The 18029-nt window shown below is 55.9% G+C and carries 16 protein-coding genes; 3 read left to right on the forward strand and 13 right to left on the reverse strand.

The genetic code is table 11. The features are described 5' to 3' along the window. Nucleotides 1-21 precede the first annotated feature (21 nt). Entirely contained in the window at nt 22-1014 is a 993-nt protein-coding gene (locus NST23_RS22285; protein ID WP_314303831.1) for a lipoate--protein ligase, read from the reverse strand. 330 nt (nt 1015-1344) lie between these two features. Between NST23_RS22285 and NST23_RS22290 the strand changes: the two genes are divergently transcribed. Next, the gene (locus tag NST23_RS22290; RefSeq protein ID WP_274874276.1) at nt 1345-3102 is read left to right on the forward strand and encodes a methyl-accepting chemotaxis protein; all 1758 of its coding nucleotides are present in this window, start codon (nt 1345-1347) and stop codon (nt 3100-3102) included. Nucleotides 3103-3116: 14 nt separating this feature from the next. On the opposite strand, the gene NST23_RS22295 is transcribed toward NST23_RS22290, so the two are convergent. Both NST23_RS22295 and NST23_RS22300 read right to left on the reverse strand, forming a co-directional pair. Continuing rightward, on the reverse strand, nt 3117-4901 hold the full coding sequence (locus tag NST23_RS22295; RefSeq protein ID WP_340964587.1) for a sensor histidine kinase: 1785 nt from the start codon (nt 4899-4901) through the stop codon (nt 3117-3119). Next, entirely contained in the window at nt 4891-5613 is a 723-nt protein-coding gene (locus tag NST23_RS22300; RefSeq protein ID WP_280648534.1) for a response regulator transcription factor, read from the reverse strand. The genes NST23_RS22295 and NST23_RS22300 overlap by 11 nt, the downstream gene beginning before the upstream one ends. Nucleotides 5614-5808: 195 nt before the next feature. Between NST23_RS22300 and NST23_RS22305 the strand changes: the two genes are divergently transcribed. Both NST23_RS22305 and NST23_RS22310 read left to right on the forward strand, forming a co-directional pair. Further along, on the forward strand, nt 5809-6807 hold the full coding sequence (locus NST23_RS22305; protein WP_340964588.1) for a M23 family metallopeptidase: 999 nt from the start codon (nt 5809-5811) through the stop codon (nt 6805-6807). Nucleotides 6808-6949: 142 nt separating this feature from the next. Then, nucleotides 6950-7657 carry an ArsR/SmtB family transcription factor gene (locus tag NST23_RS22310; RefSeq protein WP_122964629.1) on the forward strand — a complete coding sequence of 236 codons (708 nt, stop codon included), beginning with the start codon at nt 6950-6952 and terminating at the stop codon, nt 7655-7657. Here the strand turns inward: NST23_RS22310 and NST23_RS22315 are convergent. The 10 genes from NST23_RS22315 to NST23_RS22360 all read right to left on the reverse strand — a co-directional run bounded on the left by NST23_RS22315 (nt 7654) and on the right by NST23_RS22360 (nt 18016). After that, nucleotides 7654-8538 carry a DMT family transporter gene (locus NST23_RS22315; protein WP_340964590.1) on the reverse strand — a complete coding sequence of 295 codons (885 nt, stop codon included), beginning with the start codon at nt 8536-8538 and terminating at the stop codon, nt 7654-7656. The genes NST23_RS22310 and NST23_RS22315 overlap by 4 nt on opposite strands. A 91-nt stretch (nt 8539-8629) precedes the next feature. Then, a complete protein-coding gene (locus tag NST23_RS22320; RefSeq protein ID WP_274874281.1) occupies nt 8630-9790 on the reverse strand; it encodes a GNAT family N-acetyltransferase in 1161 nt (386 codons plus the stop codon). Then, nucleotides 9768-11114: a F390 synthetase-related protein gene (locus tag NST23_RS22325; protein WP_340964592.1), complete on the reverse strand. Its 1347-nt coding sequence runs from the start codon at nt 11112-11114 to the stop codon at nt 9768-9770. Before NST23_RS22325 ends, NST23_RS22320 begins: the two co-directional genes overlap by 23 nt. Next, nucleotides 11102-11959: an MBL fold metallo-hydrolase gene (locus NST23_RS22330; protein ID WP_340964594.1), complete on the reverse strand. Its 858-nt coding sequence runs from the start codon at nt 11957-11959 to the stop codon at nt 11102-11104. Before NST23_RS22330 ends, NST23_RS22325 begins: the two co-directional genes overlap by 13 nt. Then, on the reverse strand, nt 11949-12950 hold the full coding sequence (locus tag NST23_RS22335; RefSeq protein ID WP_122964625.1) for an NAD-dependent epimerase/dehydratase family protein: 1002 nt from the start codon (nt 12948-12950) through the stop codon (nt 11949-11951). The genes NST23_RS22330 and NST23_RS22335 overlap by 11 nt, the downstream gene beginning before the upstream one ends. Nucleotides 12951-12983: 33 nt before the next feature. Then, nucleotides 12984-14156 (reverse strand): ATP-grasp domain-containing protein, encoded by a 1173-nt coding sequence (locus tag NST23_RS22340; protein ID WP_173597548.1) that lies wholly within the window; start codon nt 14154-14156, stop codon nt 12984-12986. Further along, nucleotides 14146-15264, reverse strand: a complete 1119-nt coding sequence (locus NST23_RS22345; protein WP_340964596.1) for a beta-ketoacyl-ACP synthase III — start codon at nt 15262-15264, stop codon at nt 14146-14148. The genes NST23_RS22340 and NST23_RS22345 overlap by 11 nt, the downstream gene beginning before the upstream one ends. 30 nt (nt 15265-15294) lie before the next feature. Then, a complete protein-coding gene (locus NST23_RS22350) occupies nt 15295-15795 on the reverse strand; it encodes a hypothetical protein (RefSeq protein ID WP_173597547.1) in 501 nt (166 codons plus the stop codon). 51 nt (nt 15796-15846) lie between these two features. Next, a complete protein-coding gene (locus NST23_RS22355) occupies nt 15847-16548 on the reverse strand; it encodes a response regulator transcription factor (protein WP_287102585.1) in 702 nt (233 codons plus the stop codon). Then, a complete protein-coding gene (locus NST23_RS22360; RefSeq protein ID WP_287102584.1) occupies nt 16526-18016 on the reverse strand; it encodes a sensor histidine kinase in 1491 nt (496 codons plus the stop codon). Before NST23_RS22360 ends, NST23_RS22355 begins: the two co-directional genes overlap by 23 nt. Between the last annotated feature and the right edge of the window lie 13 nt (nt 18017-18029).

The raw sequence follows: 18029 nt of genomic DNA on the forward strand, positions 1-18029 counted from the left end.
CTGAGTGAGACGATGAGCGTGTTACACGATCAACAGCGACACGAACGACTCCCGGTCGAGATTGCCGAAAAACTCCTGCAAGTTGACCAGAGCGATCCGCTCGCTGACAGAGGGACGGTCGTACGGCGTGTCGCGCAGCAGCGCTTCCAGCTCCGCCACGTCTCTCACGCCGAAGAAATCGCCGTATATTTTGGCGTCCTTGATTTTTCCTTTTTCGATATCCAGTTGCACTTCGATGCTGCCGACGTTTTCGAATCGCTTGGATTGGCGATAGTTGCTCTTCGGCGATTTGCCGTAGTTCCAGTCCCAGCTTTGGTAGCGGGCTTTGGACAGCTCGTGAATCTTGTCCCAGTCTTCGGCGGTCAGCTTGTACTCTTCCACTTCTCCCTCTCCGAAAATCGAGTGGAGAATCGCCAGGCGAAACTCTGCAATCGTCATGCTTTCCGGCAAAAATTCCGAGATATTCGCAACCCGGCTGCGGATCGATTTGATCCCTTTGGACTGGATTTTCTCGGCGTTTACTTTCAGTGCCGAGACGACGTTTTCCATTTCCGAATCAAACAAGAGAGTACCGTGGCTGAACATCCGGCCTTTGGTCGAATACTGCGCATTGCCAGAAATTTTCCGCTCTCCAACCTGGATGTCGTTGCGCCCGGTCAGTTCGGCTTCGACGCCGAGCTTTTTCAGCGCCTGCACAACCGGCTCGGTAAATTTGCGGAAGTTGTGAAACGATTGGCCGTCATCGTTCGTGATGAAGCTGAAGTTCAGGTTGCCGAGGTCGTGGTAGACGGCCCCGCCGCCAGACAGCCTGCGAACGACGTGGATATGGTTCTCCTCCACATAGGCAGAGTTGATCTCTTCAATCGTATTCTGGTTTTTTCCGATGATGATCGATGGTTCGTTTATGTAAAACAGCAAATAGTCGTCACTTGCAGGCAAATTTTTCAATGCGTATTCCTCAATAGCCAGATTCATGCGAGGGTCCGTAATTCCCTGGTTATCTATGAATTTCATCACGCTGCCTCCATCCCGATTGGATTTACATCCTTTCTATCATACCATGAGTCGCTGGCAAACACCGCAGTTGCTTTCCCTATCATTTCCAGAAGCTGCAATCCTTTCAACGCCAGACCCAAAACGTTCCAAAAACTTTTGGAAAATACGCCAGAACAGACTAAAACAGTGCTTTACTTCTGTCGATAAAAGTCATAAGCATCGTAGTAAAACTCCAGATGGATCGGTTTCCCCTGCTGTGAATCCACAACAAAAAAGCGTCAGCCTGTGGTGATCATCTTGGTGTTTCCTTCATGTCCGAAATCTTTTGAAGCAGCGAGGTGTTCATTTATGAAAGCAGCCAAGCAAGCCAAGTTCGTTTCCTTGCGCACGAAGCTCGTGATGATGTGTTTGCTGTTACTGGCAATCCCTAGCTTAGTCATCGGTTTTCAAGGCTACAATTCCGCCAGCGCCGGAATGAGCGACTTGGGTTCGCGCATCCTGAAAAACAACGTGCATTTGACGATCGAAATGATCGACGCCCTGCAAAAACAGGTCGATGCCGGCAAACTCAGCAAAGAAGATGCGCAAGAGCAAGTAAAGGAGCATATTCTTGGCCCCAGGCAAGCGGACGGCAAACGCCCCATCAACCCCAATATTGATTCCGGTGCAAGCGGCTACATGTTCGTAGTCGATCAACAAGGAATCATGCTCGCCTCTCCTTCCATCGAAGGGCAAAACCAATGGGACAAAAAAGGTCCTGACGGCGTGTACTTTACCCAGGAAATAATCAAGCAGGGCTTGAATGGCGGCGGGTTTACGTACTACCAGTGGACCAAGCCAAACGAACCTGATGTGATGTATCCGAAAGTAGCCTACTCCAAAGCTGATCCGCACTGGGGCTGGATCGTAAGCGCGAGCAGCTACATGGAAGACTTTGACGGTCCCGCCAACAAAGTATTGTACGATCTTTTGATTACCCTCGGCATTTTCCTGCTAATCGGCTTCGCAGTTTCCTGGATTTATTCCGGTCATATTTCCAAACCGATTGTGCAAATGGCAACGCGAGCAAAACAAGTAGCAGAAGGCGACCTTACCGGAGAAAAAATCGAGATCAAAAATCGGGACGAACTCGGTCAGTTGGCTGATGACTTCGCACTCATGACCGACAATTTGCGCCAGTTGATTTCGCGTGTGCGCCTCGGCTCGGAGCAAGTCGCTTCCACCTCTGAACAGTTGACCGCAAGCGCGGAGCAGACGAGCAGAGCCACCGAACAAATCGCCGTCACCATGCAGGAGATGGCGGTAGGAACAGAAGACCAGGCGAAAACGGTCGATGCCACATCCGAAACGATCAATGAAATGTCGGCTCGGATGCAAGACATTGTAGACAATACCGAGCTGGCGACGCGCACTGTAGAGACAGCCGCCAAAACCGTAACCAGCGGAAACCAGGCGATTGAGACTGCTATCGCGCAGATGAACTCGATCAGCACCACCGTAAGCGGCTTGGCCGAATCGATCAAGCTGCTCGGCGACCGTTCAGCCGAGATCAGCAAAATCGTCGAAGTGATCACTTCCATCGCGGAGCAAACCAACCTGCTCGCATTGAATGCGGCTATTGAGGCTGCGCGTGCGGGTGAACACGGACGCGGCTTTGCCGTCGTCGCCAATGAAGTGCGGATTCTCGCGGAGCAGTCTGCCAAGTCGACCCAGCAGATCAAAGACTTGATTGCTGCCATTCAGATCGACACGAACAGCGCCGTTCTGGCGATGGAATCGACGACTTCCGAAGTGTCGGCCGGAATCGAAGTGGTGAATGACGCAGGCAAGGCGTTCCACGGCATTTTGTCCGGTACGCAAGAAGTCGCCAGTCAAATCCAGGAAGTGTCCAACGCGACCCATCTCATGTCGGAAGGCTCTGCGCAAGTCGTGTATGCCATCGAAACCATCGCCAAAACAGCAGAATCGACCGCGTTTGGCACGCAAAACGTTTCCGCCGCTGCCGAAGAACAGCTTGCCTCGATGGAAGAAATCTCTTCCTCTGCTGCTGCCCTGTCCGAGATGGCGGAAGAATTGCAGGATTTGGTCAAACAGTTCAAAGTTTAGCTTTATGCTTACGCTCAGCCGCCAGCTTGTTTTTCCAGGCTTGGCGGCTGCGTTGTTTTCCAAGTGATAGCAATGACCGTCCCTTGCCCTTTGGCAGTCTCGACCTCAATCGAGCCGCCCAACGCTTCCACCAACGCTTTCGTGACGGCCATGCCGAGGCCCGATCCCTCTCCACGTGTTTCGGTATCCGTACCGCGGAAGTACCTCTCGAACAAGCGCTCCGCCGTTTCCTCGTCCATTCCTTTTCCATTGTCGGCAAAAGTCAGCTGAACCGTGGACGATCCGCTTTTACGAAACCCGATTGTGACAGTCGTGCCCGCTTCGTTATGCAACAAGGCGTTGGCGACCAGATTTTCCACAATCCGCTGAAACCACGGCTTGTATACGTGCATGTAAAGTGACGTCTCAGCCGCTGGTTCAAAGCGAATCGAACCCGCCGCGTACGCAGGATGGTTCGCTACTTCCCTGACTACCTCTCTCGTGTAGCTGTTCAACTCCACAAGCTCGACAGCCGGAGCTTCTTGTCCGTTTCGCAATCGATACGTAAGCGTCAAGTCATTGATCAACTCATCGAGGTAAGCGGACTTGTCCAAAATGATTTCCGCAAACGAACGCGTCTCCTCTGCACTCCAGTTGTACGCCTCATTTCCCAGCAAGTGCGCGTACCCTTTGATCGAGGACAGCGGCGTTTTCAAATCGTGGGATACTCCCGCGATCCATTCGTCGCGGATGCGCTCGGTTTCCTCCCTCAGCTTCTCGTTGCGGTGCAGCGATTGCGACAAGGAATCCAGCGAATCCATGACGTCCTGATACACGCGGTAGTTGCGCTTTCGCCGTCCGCGCTTGTCCATGCTTCGCGCCATTCCGTTTGCGCCCGCAGGCTCGGCATAGCGCCCCCTGCGCAGGTGGGTCAGCCATTTCATCATGTGGACGATCGGGGCGCCAAAGCGTTGTCCCAGCCAGTACGCCACAACCAGAATGACCAGCATCGAGCCAGCCAAAAGCGAACCTAAGCCAACGAGCAAAACTTGAATCTCCGGTTCCAGCAGCGGCTTTTGCCCAGGCTTCATGCCTGCAAGCGGGGTGCTCAACACCCACGTTTGCCGCTTTTCCTTGTCATAGTAGGAAACGAGCTTCGTTCCGTACCGATCCGGATACACGGAGCGCAAAGCCAACTCTTGCAGCGAAAAGTCGTGAATCGCTTCCGGCGGCTTGTTGAAAGAAGCCAGCTCGTTGCCTTTTTCATCGAGCAATTGCAGCCAGGCGCCCTCGCTTCTCACTCTGTCCGCCAAGTCGGCATCAACTGCAATCTCGGCGCCTGTAACCGTAGAACTGTCGATGAGCAGCTTTAAAAACTGTTCCTGCTTTTTGCCTACTCCGTACACCAGCGTGTGCCGGACGCCATTTTTCTCCTGTATCCACAAAAACAACTGGTACGGAAACGGACTTTTTCCCAGCCAATAAGCGGCAAGCTCTCCCGGCCCATACGCGTGCGGCACGTCATCGGGCGTGAAAAACGAATCGGTGACTTTTCCCGATTCATCCAGGCGTTGCAGCCAGCCCCCGCTCTCGCGAATCAGCTCCAGCAGTTGCGGATCAAAGTAAAGCTGCCCGTCACGTGATTCAAGCGTTTGAATCAACTGGTACAGCCCGGCATTTTCAAACTGGCGGTTCGCTTCAATCTGCGTCATGCGATCGATGATCCAGAAAAGCGCCACGCCACCCAGGATCGATAGCAACAACCCGACAATCACCAGCCAGGAGATCAGCCGGATCGCCAGCCGATTTTTAAAGTTCATGCGGCAGCCCTTTCTTCACCAGCTTGTAGCCCAGCCCGCGCACGTTCACCAAATATTCCGGTTGCGCCGGATCAGGCTCGATTCGCTCGCGAATCCGATGAATGTGCACCATGATCGTATTGTCGTCGCGAATGCTGTGTTCTCCCCACACCCGCTCATACAGCTCACTTTTGGCAAAAATGCGATTCGGATTTTTGCACAGAAACAACAGCAACTGAAACACGAGCGATGGGCACGCGATCAGCTTGCCTTCCACATACAGCTCTCCGGCGATTTCGTGCACCTGGAAGCGTCCGAAATCAAAAACGCCGTTGACCGCGCTGGCATCCACAGGCTGCAATTTGCGCGAACGGCGCAGCAACGCCCGAATGCGGGCGACAATTTCCATCGGATTAAACGGCTTCGTCACATAATCGTCTCCGCCCACGGCAAAGCCCGTCAGCTTGTCGAAGTCCGTATTTCTCGCACTCAAAAACAAGATCGGCGCTTCCGTCAGTCTGCGGATGAACGGACATGCGTCGATTCCGCTCATCTGCGGGAGCGTCACGTCAAGGACGATCAGGTCGTAGGCTTTTTTCTCGCAAGCAGCCAGTGCCTCTTCCGCTGTTTTGGCCTTGTCGATCGTTTCGAATCCTTCTTTGCGCAGCACCGTCTCCAGCAACTGGAGGATCGCCTGCTCGTCGTCCACAAGAAGAATAGCGGCATCCTTCACCTTGCATCCGCTCCTTTTTCTAGCTTCATCCCTCATTTTACCATGTCCCTTGCGCCCGCAGCTTTTCAAGCTACCTTAACGGAATCATAATTTTGCCTGTCCGATTTAAGTCGGGCGTAAGTTTCCGTTTCTTTGTGGATAAGAGTAGCTTTTTATAATGGAGGCAACCAAGACGCGAGAGGATGGAAACAGAACATGAAGAAAGTCTCACTGCTGTTAGGAGCGTACGCTATGCTGCTGGTCGGTTGCGGAACCGCTACGCAATACCTCGGGAAGCCGCCCACTCAAGCTGGAACAGCGCAGGGCGCAGCAGAACAAGCGGCGGCAAAGCCAATCAAAGCTGAACAGCTCGGGCAAGCTCTCCTTGCCGGAAAAGCCGCTGCCGTCTACGATCAGACCAGCGCCGATTTCAAGCAAAGCATCTCCAAAACCGATTTTGAAAACACGTTTCAACAGTTGAACGCGACGATAAAAGAATGGAAGCACCATTCGCAGCTTCGTTTGAACGGCGACAACTTTTACGACACCTGGCTGGATCAGGACGGGAAGTTCGCCCTTACCGCTGTTACGGACTCGAAAGGGACGATTACCACCCTGCTGGTCAAGCCGCTGGAAACCTTCCCGGCTACGGACAACACCTTGACGAAGCTTTCCTATCAGGCGCCGTTCAAGGGCGACTGGTACGTGTTCTGGGGCGGACAGGATGTGCTGTCGAACTACCATTACGCGATACCGAGCCAGCGCTATGCCTACGACATCATCAAAATCAAGGACGGCTACTCCTACTCGGGAGATGCCACGAAAAACGAAAGCTACTACGCCTTCGGGCAAGAAATTCTCGCGCCGCAGGACGGAACAGTCGTGCATGTCGTGAGCGATATTCCCGACAACGTTCCCGTCGGCATCATGAACGACAAGCAGCCTGCCGGAAACGTGGTCGTCATCGATCATGGAAACGGCGAGTTCAGCTATCTCGCCCACCTGAAGCAAGGCTCGGCAAAAGTAAGCGTTGGCGATCGGGTGAAAAAAGGCGATCCTCTCGGCTTGTGCGGCAACTCCGGCTCTTCCAGCGAGCCACATCTGCATTACCAGGTTTCCGACGGCAAAGAATTGTTCTTTAGCAAGTCGATCCGCGTGCAATGGGAAGGCGGGCTGAATCCGCGTCAGGGTGAAACCGTAAAAGCTGGCAGCTAGTCCACCATGAACAAGAGCATCGAATGAAAATGCAAAAGTCCGCCCTCGGCCCTGTCCCGGCCAAGTGACGGACTTTTGCATTGTCTTCACACATACATTTCGTTTATGATCGAATTATCAATGTGAAAGCAGGTGGATCGAGATGAGTACCAGTCCGAATATCGCCGAGCTTGCCTCCCTGATCGGCGAGCCATCCCGTGTGATGATGCTGGTCAGCCTGCTCGGAGGAAAAGCGCTCCCTGCGAGCGAGCTGGCGCAAAGCGCCAAAGTGACGCCGCAAACAGCCAGCACGCATCTGGGAAAGCTCGTCGAAGGCGGACTTTTGACCAGCGAATCGCATGGCAGACATCGCTACTATCGGTTGGCGAGCCCCGAGGTGGCCCATGCGCTGGAGGCGCTTTTGACCATTTCTGCTCCCCAGCCCGTTCGCTCCTTGCGCGAGTCCGATCAGATGCGGGCGATCCGCTATGCGCGTACGTGCTACGATCACCTCGCCGGAGAAGTCGGCGTCGCCTTGACGCAAAAGCTGATCGCGCTCGGCATGATCGAGGCATCCGGACAAGATTTTGTCCTGAACGAAGCCGGAAAAAGCAAGCTGCGGTCACTCGGCGTCGAGGTCGAGAGCAGCCCGAAAAGCAGACGGCGGTTTGCCCGTCAATGCCTGGACTGGAGCGAGCGTCGCCACCATCTCGCTGGCAGCCTGGGGGCTTCGCTCACCAACCGCTTGTTTGAACTGGGCTGGATCGAACGAATCCCCGGCGGACGTGCCGTGCGCGTCACACCAAAAGGCACAAGCGGGTTCATCGCGGAGTTCGGCCTTGACGTCACAGGCGAAAAAGAACGCGTCTAGGCGAGCTTTCCCGACTCTTCGCGCTGCTTCCGGGGCGCAAACGTCCAGTTGACGAGAAAAATTCCGGCAAAAATCAGGCAACCTCCGGCGTATACGTTCCACAACACAACCTCCCCGAGCAACAGCCAGCCGGACAGCACGCCAAAAAACGGGGCGAGAAACAAAAAAGCGCTGGTGCGCCCAGGATCGCCGTGGCTGAGCAAGTAAAACCAGGTGGCAAACTGCACGATGGACGCCATGATCGCCAGCCAGAGCACGATGAAGATCGACTCCGGCGTAACGATCAGCTTGGGCGTCTCCAGCGTCACGCCCATGATCAAGAGCAAAATTCCGCCGCACAGCATCTGGTAGGCCGTCAGCACCCAAACATGAAACTGCACGCCCCAGCGCTTGACCAAAATCGTCGCGATCGACCAAGCGAGGGCCGAGCCGATTCCGAACAGCGTTCCCGTCTCCCATTGCAGATGCGAGCCAAGTGTCAAAAATACGCCGGCAAGGCCGATCAGCACCCCGAGCCACTGGGAAAAACGGTAGGCCACTCCCAGAAACAACGTTCCCCAGATGACGACCAGAAGCGGATTCATGAAGGTCAAAATCGACGATTCCCCGGCAGTAATCGTTCGCAAGCTCAAAAAAATACAGCCCATGACCGCCGCCGTCTGCAAAAATCCGATCAGGCCGATCTTCGCCCATTCCTTTCCCGAGCGGGGCAGCGGCTTTTTCCACACCCACAGAGCCATGAGCAGCCCGGCGAGTGTGAAGCGCAAACCGACAAGCAGCAGCGGCGAAAAGTAAGCCAAGCCGATTTTTCCCACCGCAAACGATGAACCCATGAGTGAAGTCGTGACTACGACCAATGTTCCGAACAAGAGCCGATTCATGTAATCCTTCCCCCTTCAAGCAAATGCTTCGCTGCTTTTCAGTGTATAGGGAAGAAGTTACGATCCGCGTCGAAGTGTGTATGAAAAGGCACTACAACTCGTATTTTTCCACCAATTTGATCCCGATTCGCTCAAGCAATACGGCAAGCGTCTGCCAAATCCACCGCCGATAAACAGGCAGGTGCTTGACGTACACAGCCGTGTATTCCGTCTCCCCGACGGCCCCCCTGTCTGCCTTGAACGCCCCGACTCCCGCGCTCTGGTGCAGCAAAAGGCTTCGCCGCTGTGCCTCCTGCACCAAAAGACTCGACAGCATCCGGTACAACCCCGTCTCTTTGGGCAGTCTGGTATCGTAGCCAAACAAAGGAGTCGTCATCACGCCGTTGCGGACGAAATAACCGAGTATGCCGTCCAGCCGCCCGTCCTTTTCCAGTCCGATCAGCGTGAGTGTCCGCTTGCGCATCGCAAGCCTGATAAAGTCCTCCGTAAACTGAGGGTTCAGCCGGGAGTATTTGTCCAGGTACAGAGCGTTGTACAGCTCGACGATCCGCCCTGCCTGCCCTGCTTCCAGCTCATCGTGCCAAAGCACCCGGTAGCCGGACTTCTCCAGCATTTTCCGATCGCGGGACAGCGTATTGCGCACCCGCCACGTCCCTTTGCCTGGCCATTCCGGGTGAAACAAGTACACGTAGCGGCTCGGGACCATCAGGCAGCCTGCATCCTTCAGCCCTTTGTACAGCTCGGGACTCAGCTTCTGGCAAACGGAGCGGAACGCGATGATGTGCCGCGGCAGCTTTTTCGCGCAAAAGTGTGTGATTTCCCGCGCTTCCTGCACCGTCCAGTCGTGGTACAAATTCGTGGACAACAGCCAGTTGTTCACAATCGCGATCCGGTTGCAGCGGCTTGCCTTCATCCATAAGCCAAGCGCGGCCAGCACAGGCGCGAGCAGCCTTTTCCACAGCATGGAATCGAGCATGTCCAGCTCTTCGCGGGCGTAAGTGACAAAATGGGTGTACGGTGAACAAACATACGAATTGGTGTACTCCTGCTCATTCACCGTCACGGGCACGAGACGCCCTCCTGCGCGCAGGCCCAGCAGCTTTGTTTGCACGTTTTGGATGTGGCGCTCAGGAGAATCTGTCGCGAGTGTCGTCAAATAGTCGCGGGCGTAGTCGCCATCTGCAAGCTGCGTCCAGTCCAGCGCCAAAAGCTCGTCAGGCTCATACAGCCTAATCTCGTCCTTTTTGCTCATCGAAAGCAAACACCCTCTCTACGCGCCGCAATTTTTTAGCGCCCGAATGAGGCTGGTACGGCACAAAATGGATCGCGGGCACGACAGCGCCGTAGGAGCGAATGACAGCCGCGAGACTTTGCCGCACCTCTTCCTGCACCTCTTGCTCGGAGTGCTGCCCGTTTACCAACAGCGCGACTTCCACCTGCTCTGCACCAAGCTGGCGAACCGTGTATTCCTCGATCTTCGCGGATGCCACCATCACAGCCCGCCGGATGAAATCCGGGAAGATGGAAATCCAGCGATCCTCGTTTTCATGCCCATGCCGGAACCAAAACAGATCGTCCGAGCGCCCTTCTATCGCTTCCAGTGCCATGAACACGGAGCCGCATGGACACGGCGTGCGCCGCTCCGTCAAAATGTCGTTCAGGCGGTAGCGGATAATCGGCTGCGTCTCGCGGGAAAAGTCGGTCAAAATCGGGAAAAACCGCTCCTTCTGCTCATCGAGATACTCTTTTTCCATCACGACGATATCTTCGTTTACGTGCAAAGTGCCGTGCTCGCACGTGACAGCCAGAAGCCCTTCCGTGCACTGGTACACTTGATGAACGAGCTGAGCGAAGCTGTCCTGGATGTACGCCTGATCAAGCGGGTCGAGCACTTCCGCGACCGAAATGACTTTGATCGGCGATACTCGCAGTGTTCCTTGCCGCTTGGCTGTTGCCAGCATGCGCAGCATCGATGCCGGGGCGACCAGCACAGTCGGCTGATAACGATTCAGCCGCTCGACGTGCTCTGCTAACGAATTTTGCAGATCAAAAAAAGCAAACTGAATACGCCGTCTGTCTACGGCTGTGTACAAATTGCTGTTCGCCCGCAGGAAAAAGGCGATCCGTTGCTCAGACCAGAGCGGCCCGGGCAGCATTTTGGCCATAATCGTCCCGGCCCATTTGGCCTGCTCTTTTGGCCCGACGAGAAACAGCCCGCGATTGCCGGATGTACCGGACGACAAGCCGACCGTGACTCCTTTGAGCTGTGGCGTAAAATCGCGCGTGTTCTCCGCCTGCAGCGCCAGACGGAACGCCTCTTCTTTGGCGATGCGCCGCGTATTCAGCTCGTCAAAATGCGCCATCATCAGCTTTTTGTCAATCGGCGCGAGCTTTCTCCACTCTGCCTTGGACAAAGCGCCCATTCTTTTCAAGTAAAACGGCGACACAGGCAGTATCCGGTTCAGCAGCGCCTTGACCTGGCGATCTTGCCATTTTTCCAGCTGTTCTCGCGTGGAAAAGCGCCGGGCGAGCCACTTCGTCCGCACATACTGCGCAAGCAGCGTCATGATCTCCATGAAAAATCCCCGCCCTCTTTCGTCGTCTCCCACACTTCGCTGCAATGCGTCGGCATGATCCGCAAGTCTGCTCGATTGCGCGACAGGACATGCAGCTTGTGCAGCTCGTCGCGGTATGCCTTGCGGTCGGACATGATCAGCCTGGCAAGCGGATGCGGCAGCAAAAAGCGGCGGTACGCCTCGCTCGACCAGGCGGCATCCGCGCACAAAAACAGTTCGCCGTGATCGCGGTCACGCACAAACACGCCAAACTGGCCTTGTGCATGCCCGGGCAGATCGACCACCCAAGCGCTCTGGTCGCCAAACAGATCGTATCCTTTTGCATACGGCGCGTACCGCGCTGGCAGCTCAACCGGGGCCAGCCGATCCACAAATGTCACGCGTTCGGCAAAATCGGCAGGCATTAAATCAGGCAAGTACGCCTCGCGCACAGCAGCCAGCCCTGTCTTGTCCTTGATATGCAGATAGGCGCTCTCGTAGCAGTACAGACGCGCTTTGGGAAAATCGCGCAATCCGCCGATGTGATCCGCATGAAAATGGGAGAGCAAAATGCCTTTTACCTCATCTGCCGCGATCCCCCGCTGGTTGAGCTGGGCCAGCACGCTTTGCTCAGGCGCTGTCACGACAGGCGTCAAGCTGGCGTAAAGCGAGTACGGAAACGATTGGGTCGCCTGGAAAAACCGCGGCGAGTAGCCTGTATCAAACAGCCAAATGCCGTGCTGCGGGTGCTCGATCAGCCCGGCAAGCGCGTGAAAGCGAATCATTTTCACCCTGCCGCCTTTGCGCGAGAACAGTTCCAGCTGTCGGCAGTAGCCAGTGTCCAGCCACGTCAATTTAACGTCCATGTTCTGCCCTCCACCATGCCGTAAAAGTTTCAATCCCTTGCGCTATGCTCACGCGCGGCTCGTACCCAAGCTCCTGCCGCGCTTTCGTAATATCGAGCGTCTGCGACTTGGCGAGTACCCCGACGGAATAACGGGTCAGGATCGGCTCGCGGTAGCCGAGCACGGTGCGGGACAACAGCTCCAGCACCCAGGCCGCTCCGTACGCTTGCCAGTACGGCACCTCTTTCGCTCGCAGCGGCATGTCCAGTCGCCGGAACACATCCGTCAGTACGTCGATCAGCGTGACAGCCTCCCCGTTTGTAATGTTGTAGGCTCGGCCGAATGTGCTTGCAGGTGAATCCATGCACAGCACGAGCGCATCCACGACATTGTCCACGTAAGTCAAATCGATGAGCGCTTTTCCGCCCCCAATCAGCGGCACGTATTTTTGTTCGTTGGCGCGAATCAGTCTGGGCAAAATCGCATTGTCGCCCGGCCCGAACAAGGCGCGCGGGCGCAGCGTAATCGTCGGCAGCCCCTGCCGATGCGCCTTGTCCACTTCCAGTTCGGCCAAATGCTTCGTTTGCGCATACACGTTGGCAAAACGTTCTGGCAGCGGCGCATCTTCCCGGATGCCGTACGCATCGGCAAACGCAAAGTAAATGCTCGGACTGGACACGTGCACCAGCCGCTCAATCCCGTGCTTGTCGCATCCAGCAATGACATGGACGGTTCCGCTCACGTTCGTCTCGTACATGTCGCGAAACCTTCCCCACGGCGAGGAAAACGCGGCAACGTGATAGACGATCTCCTGACTGCGGCATGCGTCTGCTACCGCCTCCCTGTCTCTAATATCTGTACGGACAAAACGGATGCCCTGCTCTCGCAGCTGCCGCCCGATGCCCTCATCCCGTCCCAGCGCAGTCACCTCGTGGCCTTGCTCATGCAGCCGCTGCACCAGCTTTTGTCCGAGAAAACCCGTTCCTCCTGTGACGAGCACACGTTTTTTCATGTGCCTTCTCCCATCCTTTCCAAAGAAACCCGCTCAGCGCGGCACTTCCCCGTTCCATTCGATATCGCTCGTACTGCATGCGAGCATGCTTGTTCTCGTGCTCACGCTTTGCCAGGCCAGATCGCCGAGCATGGCAAACTGGTCAAAAAACGGGCGCAGATCGTCCAGGCGAAAGAGCACATCCCGCGCGCCGGACAGGTCGCGCGCCCACCTTTTCCAGCCCGACCAGCCCTTGACATTTGCCAGTCCGTAGCTCAGCATGGCAAGGCCAAGCATATAGGATCGTCCTGTCTCTGGCACGAGCACCTCTTTTCCACCTGCAAAAAAGGCATCCGCCACCTGTTGCTCCGCAAACAGATGAATCCCGCTCGTCAGCCGCGGATTGCATTCGAGCACATACAGTTCGCCTGCATCGCTCTCGATCAGGTCAAAAGCGATCTGCCCGTTGAACTTGTGCCTGCGGACAAACCGCGTGACAAAATCGTATACTCCGCCATGTCCGGCAGAGGCAAAATGAATCGTCGCCCCTTGCCCGGCCGTGTGCACCGTCTCATAGTCCGCATACAGCGCAAGCTCTCCTTCATGGGCGACCGCGTAGCTGCACAGCTGGCGTCCTGCGATGAACTGCTGGACGAGCCACGGCTGAGCGGCAGACGGGACAGGAAGCCTGGACAACTCCACCCTGGACAGATCGCGGATGATCTGGACATGGGCGGCGAAGCGGGAGTAGACAGGCTTCAGCACGATCGGGCCACTCGCTTGGCGAATCGCTTCATCCCGTTCGTGCGCAGATTCCACCCGAATCGTATGCGGAACTTTCGCCCCTGCTGCCTGTGCCCGTTCCTGAAACAGCCATTTGTCATGCAAAGCGCGCAGCACAGGAAGCGGCTCCACCAGCACGGCGCCATATGCCCGCAACCGCTCGCGGCCGTGCGCGACGTAAAAAATTTCCTCGCAAGTCGGAACGAGCAGGTCGACGCGCTCCTTTTGCATGATCTGGCACAGCTCGGCGATATAGGCATCCGTCTTCGTCCGGGGTGGCGGAACGCGATAGGAGCGGGCTACATAGCGCGAATGAGCGCACAGGTGCCGCCCCGCGCTTTCCGCTACAACGACGCGGTGTCCGCCCGCGTGAAACAGCCGGGCCAACTCCAGCGTGGCAGGTGCCCTCCCTCCTGTCAAAAGGACCGTCCGCTCAGTATTCAAGCACAATCCCTCCGAGCGACAACCCGGCGGAAGTACCGAGCAAAAGCAGGCAATCTCCCCTTTCTACCCGCTTCTGGCTGATCGCCTCGTGCAAAGCCATCGGGATCGAAGCGGCAATGACGTTGCCGTGGTCTGCCATGATGTCGACCATTTGCTGCTCCATAAAACCGAGCTTCGTTCTCATGATGCGCAGCGCCATCCCGCTCGCCTGGTGGGGAATGACGGCCTGCAGCTGCTTTTTGCTCACGGACGCTTTCGCGAGCAAGCTGTCGACAAAGCCGGTAATCAACTGCGAGGTCAAACGAAAAATTTTGCGTCCGTCCATGTCAAAAGCGAAGTCATCCTCGTGTCCGTTCGCATAGTGGCGCGGGTGCACCATCGTTCCGCCGCCGCGAATTTCCGAATAGTGCGCCCCTTCGCTGTAGGTTTGCATCGCTGAGCTTATAATGCGGGACGACTCGCCTTCCGGTGTCTGCCCCACGACGACCGCTGCCGCGCCATCGCCAAACAGCACGCAGCTTTCTTTTTGCTTCCAGTTCAGTCCCATCGAAGCGATCTCCGTCGAGACGATCAGCACGCGCTTGTATACACCCGCAGCCATCGCGCAAGACATGACGTCGAGCGCAGTCACGAAGCTCAGGCAAGTCGAATTGATATCAAAGCAAGGAATCCCGGTACGGGAAAGCCCCAGCTCTTCCTGGATCAAGGCCGCTGTGCACGGAATTTCTTGCTGCGCCGTTCCGCTCGCACAGACGATGCAGTCAAGCTCCTGCAACGAGACTCCTGCCGCTTCCGCCGCTCGTTTGGCGGCAATCGCCCCCATCTGCGCGGCTGTTTCCGTTGTAACATAATGGCGAATCCGAACCCCGGATTTTTTTTCGGTCCATCCTGTAGCCAGCCCGAGCTGTTCATCCAGCTCTGCCGCTGTCACGACTCGCGCGGGCAAGTATTTTCCCGTGCCCAGCAATTTTACTCTTCTCTCCATGGTCTGGTTCTCCCTCGATTGTCTGTCTCTCACACTGTATGCTGTCACTGACACCCATTTTACGCAAAAGAATGGCAGCTTGTGGAGGGCATACGCAAAAAAGACTACCTTTCGCCTACGCAAAAGATAGTCTACTGTTACAAAGACGTATGTTCAGCTTTTTCGTTTCCCCCACGGCTTGAACACCGACAAAAGAAACAACAGAATCAGCGAAAGCAGCTGCAAGACAATCCCGATCCAGAGCTTTTCGCTGTTGACGATAAACGCGGGATTGCCCATCGCTTCCAACCCTTGCGCCCAGGCCAGGCTGACCGCTGGCAACGTCCAGACGTACATGGCGACGGGACCGAGCAGGATCGTGACGAGCGTCAGCACTTCTTTGGCGATGAGCCAGTAATAGCGAAACAGCCCCCAATGCGTCCAGACGGAAAGCAGCACGCCTGTGACGATCGTGCCGATGGTCGACGCGCGCACGCTTGTTTTCGCCAAGGTGTGCATCGCGGTGTAACAGGCGGCAAATATCCCGGCATCGTCCGTATTCGCCGCCACGATGCTCAAAACGAGAAACAGAACCGCTCCGCCCAGCATAATCGCTGAAAAGAGCAAATGCAGGAGCAGCAGCCACTTCTTCCCTTTCATGCCCAGCTTGTACATGCTTTCACCTCTTTTGAGCCTCTGTGAGCCGCCGCAGCTACATAGCTACACCTACAGTTGAAAACGGTACCCGACTCCCCAAACCGTTTCGATATACTGCGGCTTCGTCGGGTCGATCTCGATTTTTTCGCGCAGCTTGCTGATGTGCACGGTCACGGTAGCAATATCGCCAAGGGAATCCAGTCCCCAAATTTTCTCGAACAAATCGTTTTTGCTGAACACCCAGTTCGGATGCGTCGCCAAAAACAGCAGCAGCTCATATTCTTTCGACGTAAAGGCAACTTCTTGTCCACGGACGTACACCTTGCGGGCGAGCTTGTCGATCCGCAAGCCACGCATGCGAATTTCGTCCTGCGGCGCTCGCTGGCTCTGGGAACCATCGGAAACGAGGCGGTCGTAGCGGGCCAGGTGCGCTTTTACTCTCGCCACCAGTTCGCCCAGGCTGAACGGTTTGCTAATATGATCATCCGCGCCAAGCCCCAAGCCGCGGATCTTGTCGATGTCCTCTTTTTTGGCGGAGACGAGCAGGATCGGGATGTTTTTCGCCTCACGCACCTCGCGCAAAATGGCAAAGCCGTCTACCACAGGCAGCATCAAGTCGAGGATGATCAGATCGTATGGCTCTGTCAGCGCTTTTTGCAAGCCGACCTCTCCCGAATGGGCGAGCTCGACTGTATAGCCGTTTGCTTCCAGGTAGTCTTTTTCCACCTCTGCGATTACCGTGTCGTCCTCAACGATCAATATGTGCTTCATCCGCTCCACCTTCCGTCCCTTTTTGCAGCGGCAAGGAAAAACAGATGTCCGTTCCGCTGCCGACCTCGCTGCGCGCCCAGACGCGTCCTCCGTGCCCTTCTACCAATTGCTTGACGATCGCAAGTCCCAGTCCGCTGCCGCCCGTTGTCGTGTTGCGCGCAGGGTCCGCCCGGTAAAAGCGGTCAAAAATGTGCGGCATCGCTTCCTCCGCAATACCCGCTCCATTGTCGGCAATCGTCACAATAACTTCGTCTGCTGTCCGCTCCACTCGCACGTCGATTTGTTTCAGTGGTTTGTCCATGTATTTCATGCTGTTGTCGATCATGTTCATCAGCACCCGATGCAGCTTTTCCCGATCTGCCATGACGGCAAGCGGGCCGCCGTCTGTTCCCGCCACGTTCAGCCGTACGTCAGACATACCAGGCTCCAGACGCAGCGCCTGCACCCAATCGGTCAGGTAGGCCCGAATATTGACCGGCTCCAGATGAAAAGGCAGACGGTTCAAGTCCAGCCGCGAGTACAAAAGCAGCTCGTCGATGAGCCGATCCATTTGCGCGGATTTGCTGGCGATCATCCGCATGTATTTCTCCCGTTTCGGCTGCGTATCGGCAATTCCGTCCAGCACAGCCTCCACGCACGCCTTGATTCCGGTAATCGGCGTCTTCAAATCGTGCGAGATGCTCGCAATCAGCTCTTTGCGGCTTTCCTCGTATTGTAGCTGCATGCGAATCGAGTCGTACAACCGGACGCGCATCTCCTCAAAAGCCTCGCCCAGCTCGCCCAGCTCATCTTTTCGCCCGAGTTGCACAGGCCGCTCCAGATGGCCCTCCTTGATCTCGTGAGCCGCCTGTTTGAGCGCGTACAGCGGACGGATGATGCTCTTGGACACCAAATACGTCAAAATCCCGTTCGTCAGCCCGATAATGACGAGGAAGCTGACGATCATGAGCGCAAAGAAAGAGATTCCTGACGAAAACAAGGAGCTGTCGTCAGCCAGAAAATAAAGAGTGCCCTGACTCTTGTCGGCGAAGGAAAACGCATACGTCCTGGCGACATGCCTGTCGCTTTCCCATGGCGGCCACTGGCGCGGGCGTTCTTCAACCGCAGCGGACTGCATGTATTTCGGCAAATCGGCCTGAGCCAGGGAAGAAGAAGCGAACAGCACCGCTCCCTCTTTCGCCAATATGAATGCTCCGCCAAACGGGCGTAGTTGCTCATCCGTTTCGGTCAACAGCTCATTGTCCAGCAACCGCTCCGCATCGTGCTGCGCCAAAAACGCCACTCCTGCAAACAGCTCGTCTCGTCTGTCCATGTTTTGCCGAAACAGCGGTTTCCCCGGTGCTTTTTCGCGCGGGAATGACTCTCCCCAAAAAACCGCCACCAGAGTCGAGGCTACCAGTCCAAAACAGACCACCGGAACGACGATCATGGCGATATAAGACAACCAAAGCCTCGTTTTGATTGACATGGTTCCTCTCCTC

Source organism: Brevibacillus sp. FSL K6-0770, from assembly GCF_038000275.1.
Lineage (GTDB): Bacteria > Bacillota > Bacilli > Brevibacillales > Brevibacillaceae > Brevibacillus > Brevibacillus parabrevis.

Bases quoted from the DNA above. Each gene is read 5' to 3' on its own strand.
- NST23_RS22315 (WP_340964590.1), bottom strand. From the start codon at position 8,538: ATGAATCGGCTCTTGTTCGGAACATTGGTCGTAGTCACGACTTCACTC.
- NST23_RS22330 (WP_340964594.1), bottom strand. From the start codon at position 11,959: ATGGACGTTAAATTGACGTGGCTGGACACTGGCTACTGCCGACAGCTG.
- NST23_RS22290 (WP_274874276.1), top strand. From the start codon at position 1,345: ATGAAAGCAGCCAAGCAAGCCAAGTTCGTTTCCTTGCGCACGAAGCTC.
- NST23_RS22320 (WP_274874281.1), bottom strand. From the start codon at position 9,790: ATGAGCAAAAAGGACGAGATTAGGCTGTATGAGCCTGACGAGCTTTTG.
- NST23_RS22310 (WP_122964629.1), top strand. From the start codon at position 6,950: ATGAGTACCAGTCCGAATATCGCCGAGCTTGCCTCCCTGATCGGCGAG.
- NST23_RS22360 (WP_287102584.1), bottom strand. From the start codon at position 18,016: ATGTCAATCAAAACGAGGCTTTGGTTGTCTTATATCGCCATGATCGTC.
- NST23_RS22350 (WP_173597547.1), bottom strand. From the start codon at position 15,795: ATGTACAAGCTGGGCATGAAAGGGAAGAAGTGGCTGCTGCTCCTGCAT.
- NST23_RS22305 (WP_340964588.1), top strand. From the start codon at position 5,809: ATGAAGAAAGTCTCACTGCTGTTAGGAGCGTACGCTATGCTGCTGGTC.
- NST23_RS22335 (WP_122964625.1), bottom strand. From the start codon at position 12,950: ATGAAAAAACGTGTGCTCGTCACAGGAGGAACGGGTTTTCTCGGACAA.
- NST23_RS22295 (WP_340964587.1), bottom strand. From the start codon at position 4,901: ATGAACTTTAAAAATCGGCTGGCGATCCGGCTGATCTCCTGGCTGGTG.
- NST23_RS22325 (WP_340964592.1), bottom strand. From the start codon at position 11,114: ATGGAGATCATGACGCTGCTTGCGCAGTATGTGCGGACGAAGTGGCTC.
- NST23_RS22285 (WP_314303831.1), bottom strand. From the start codon at position 1,014: ATGAAATTCATAGATAACCAGGGAATTACGGACCCTCGCATGAATCTG.
- NST23_RS22355 (WP_287102585.1), bottom strand. From the start codon at position 16,548: ATGAAGCACATATTGATCGTTGAGGACGACACGGTAATCGCAGAGGTG.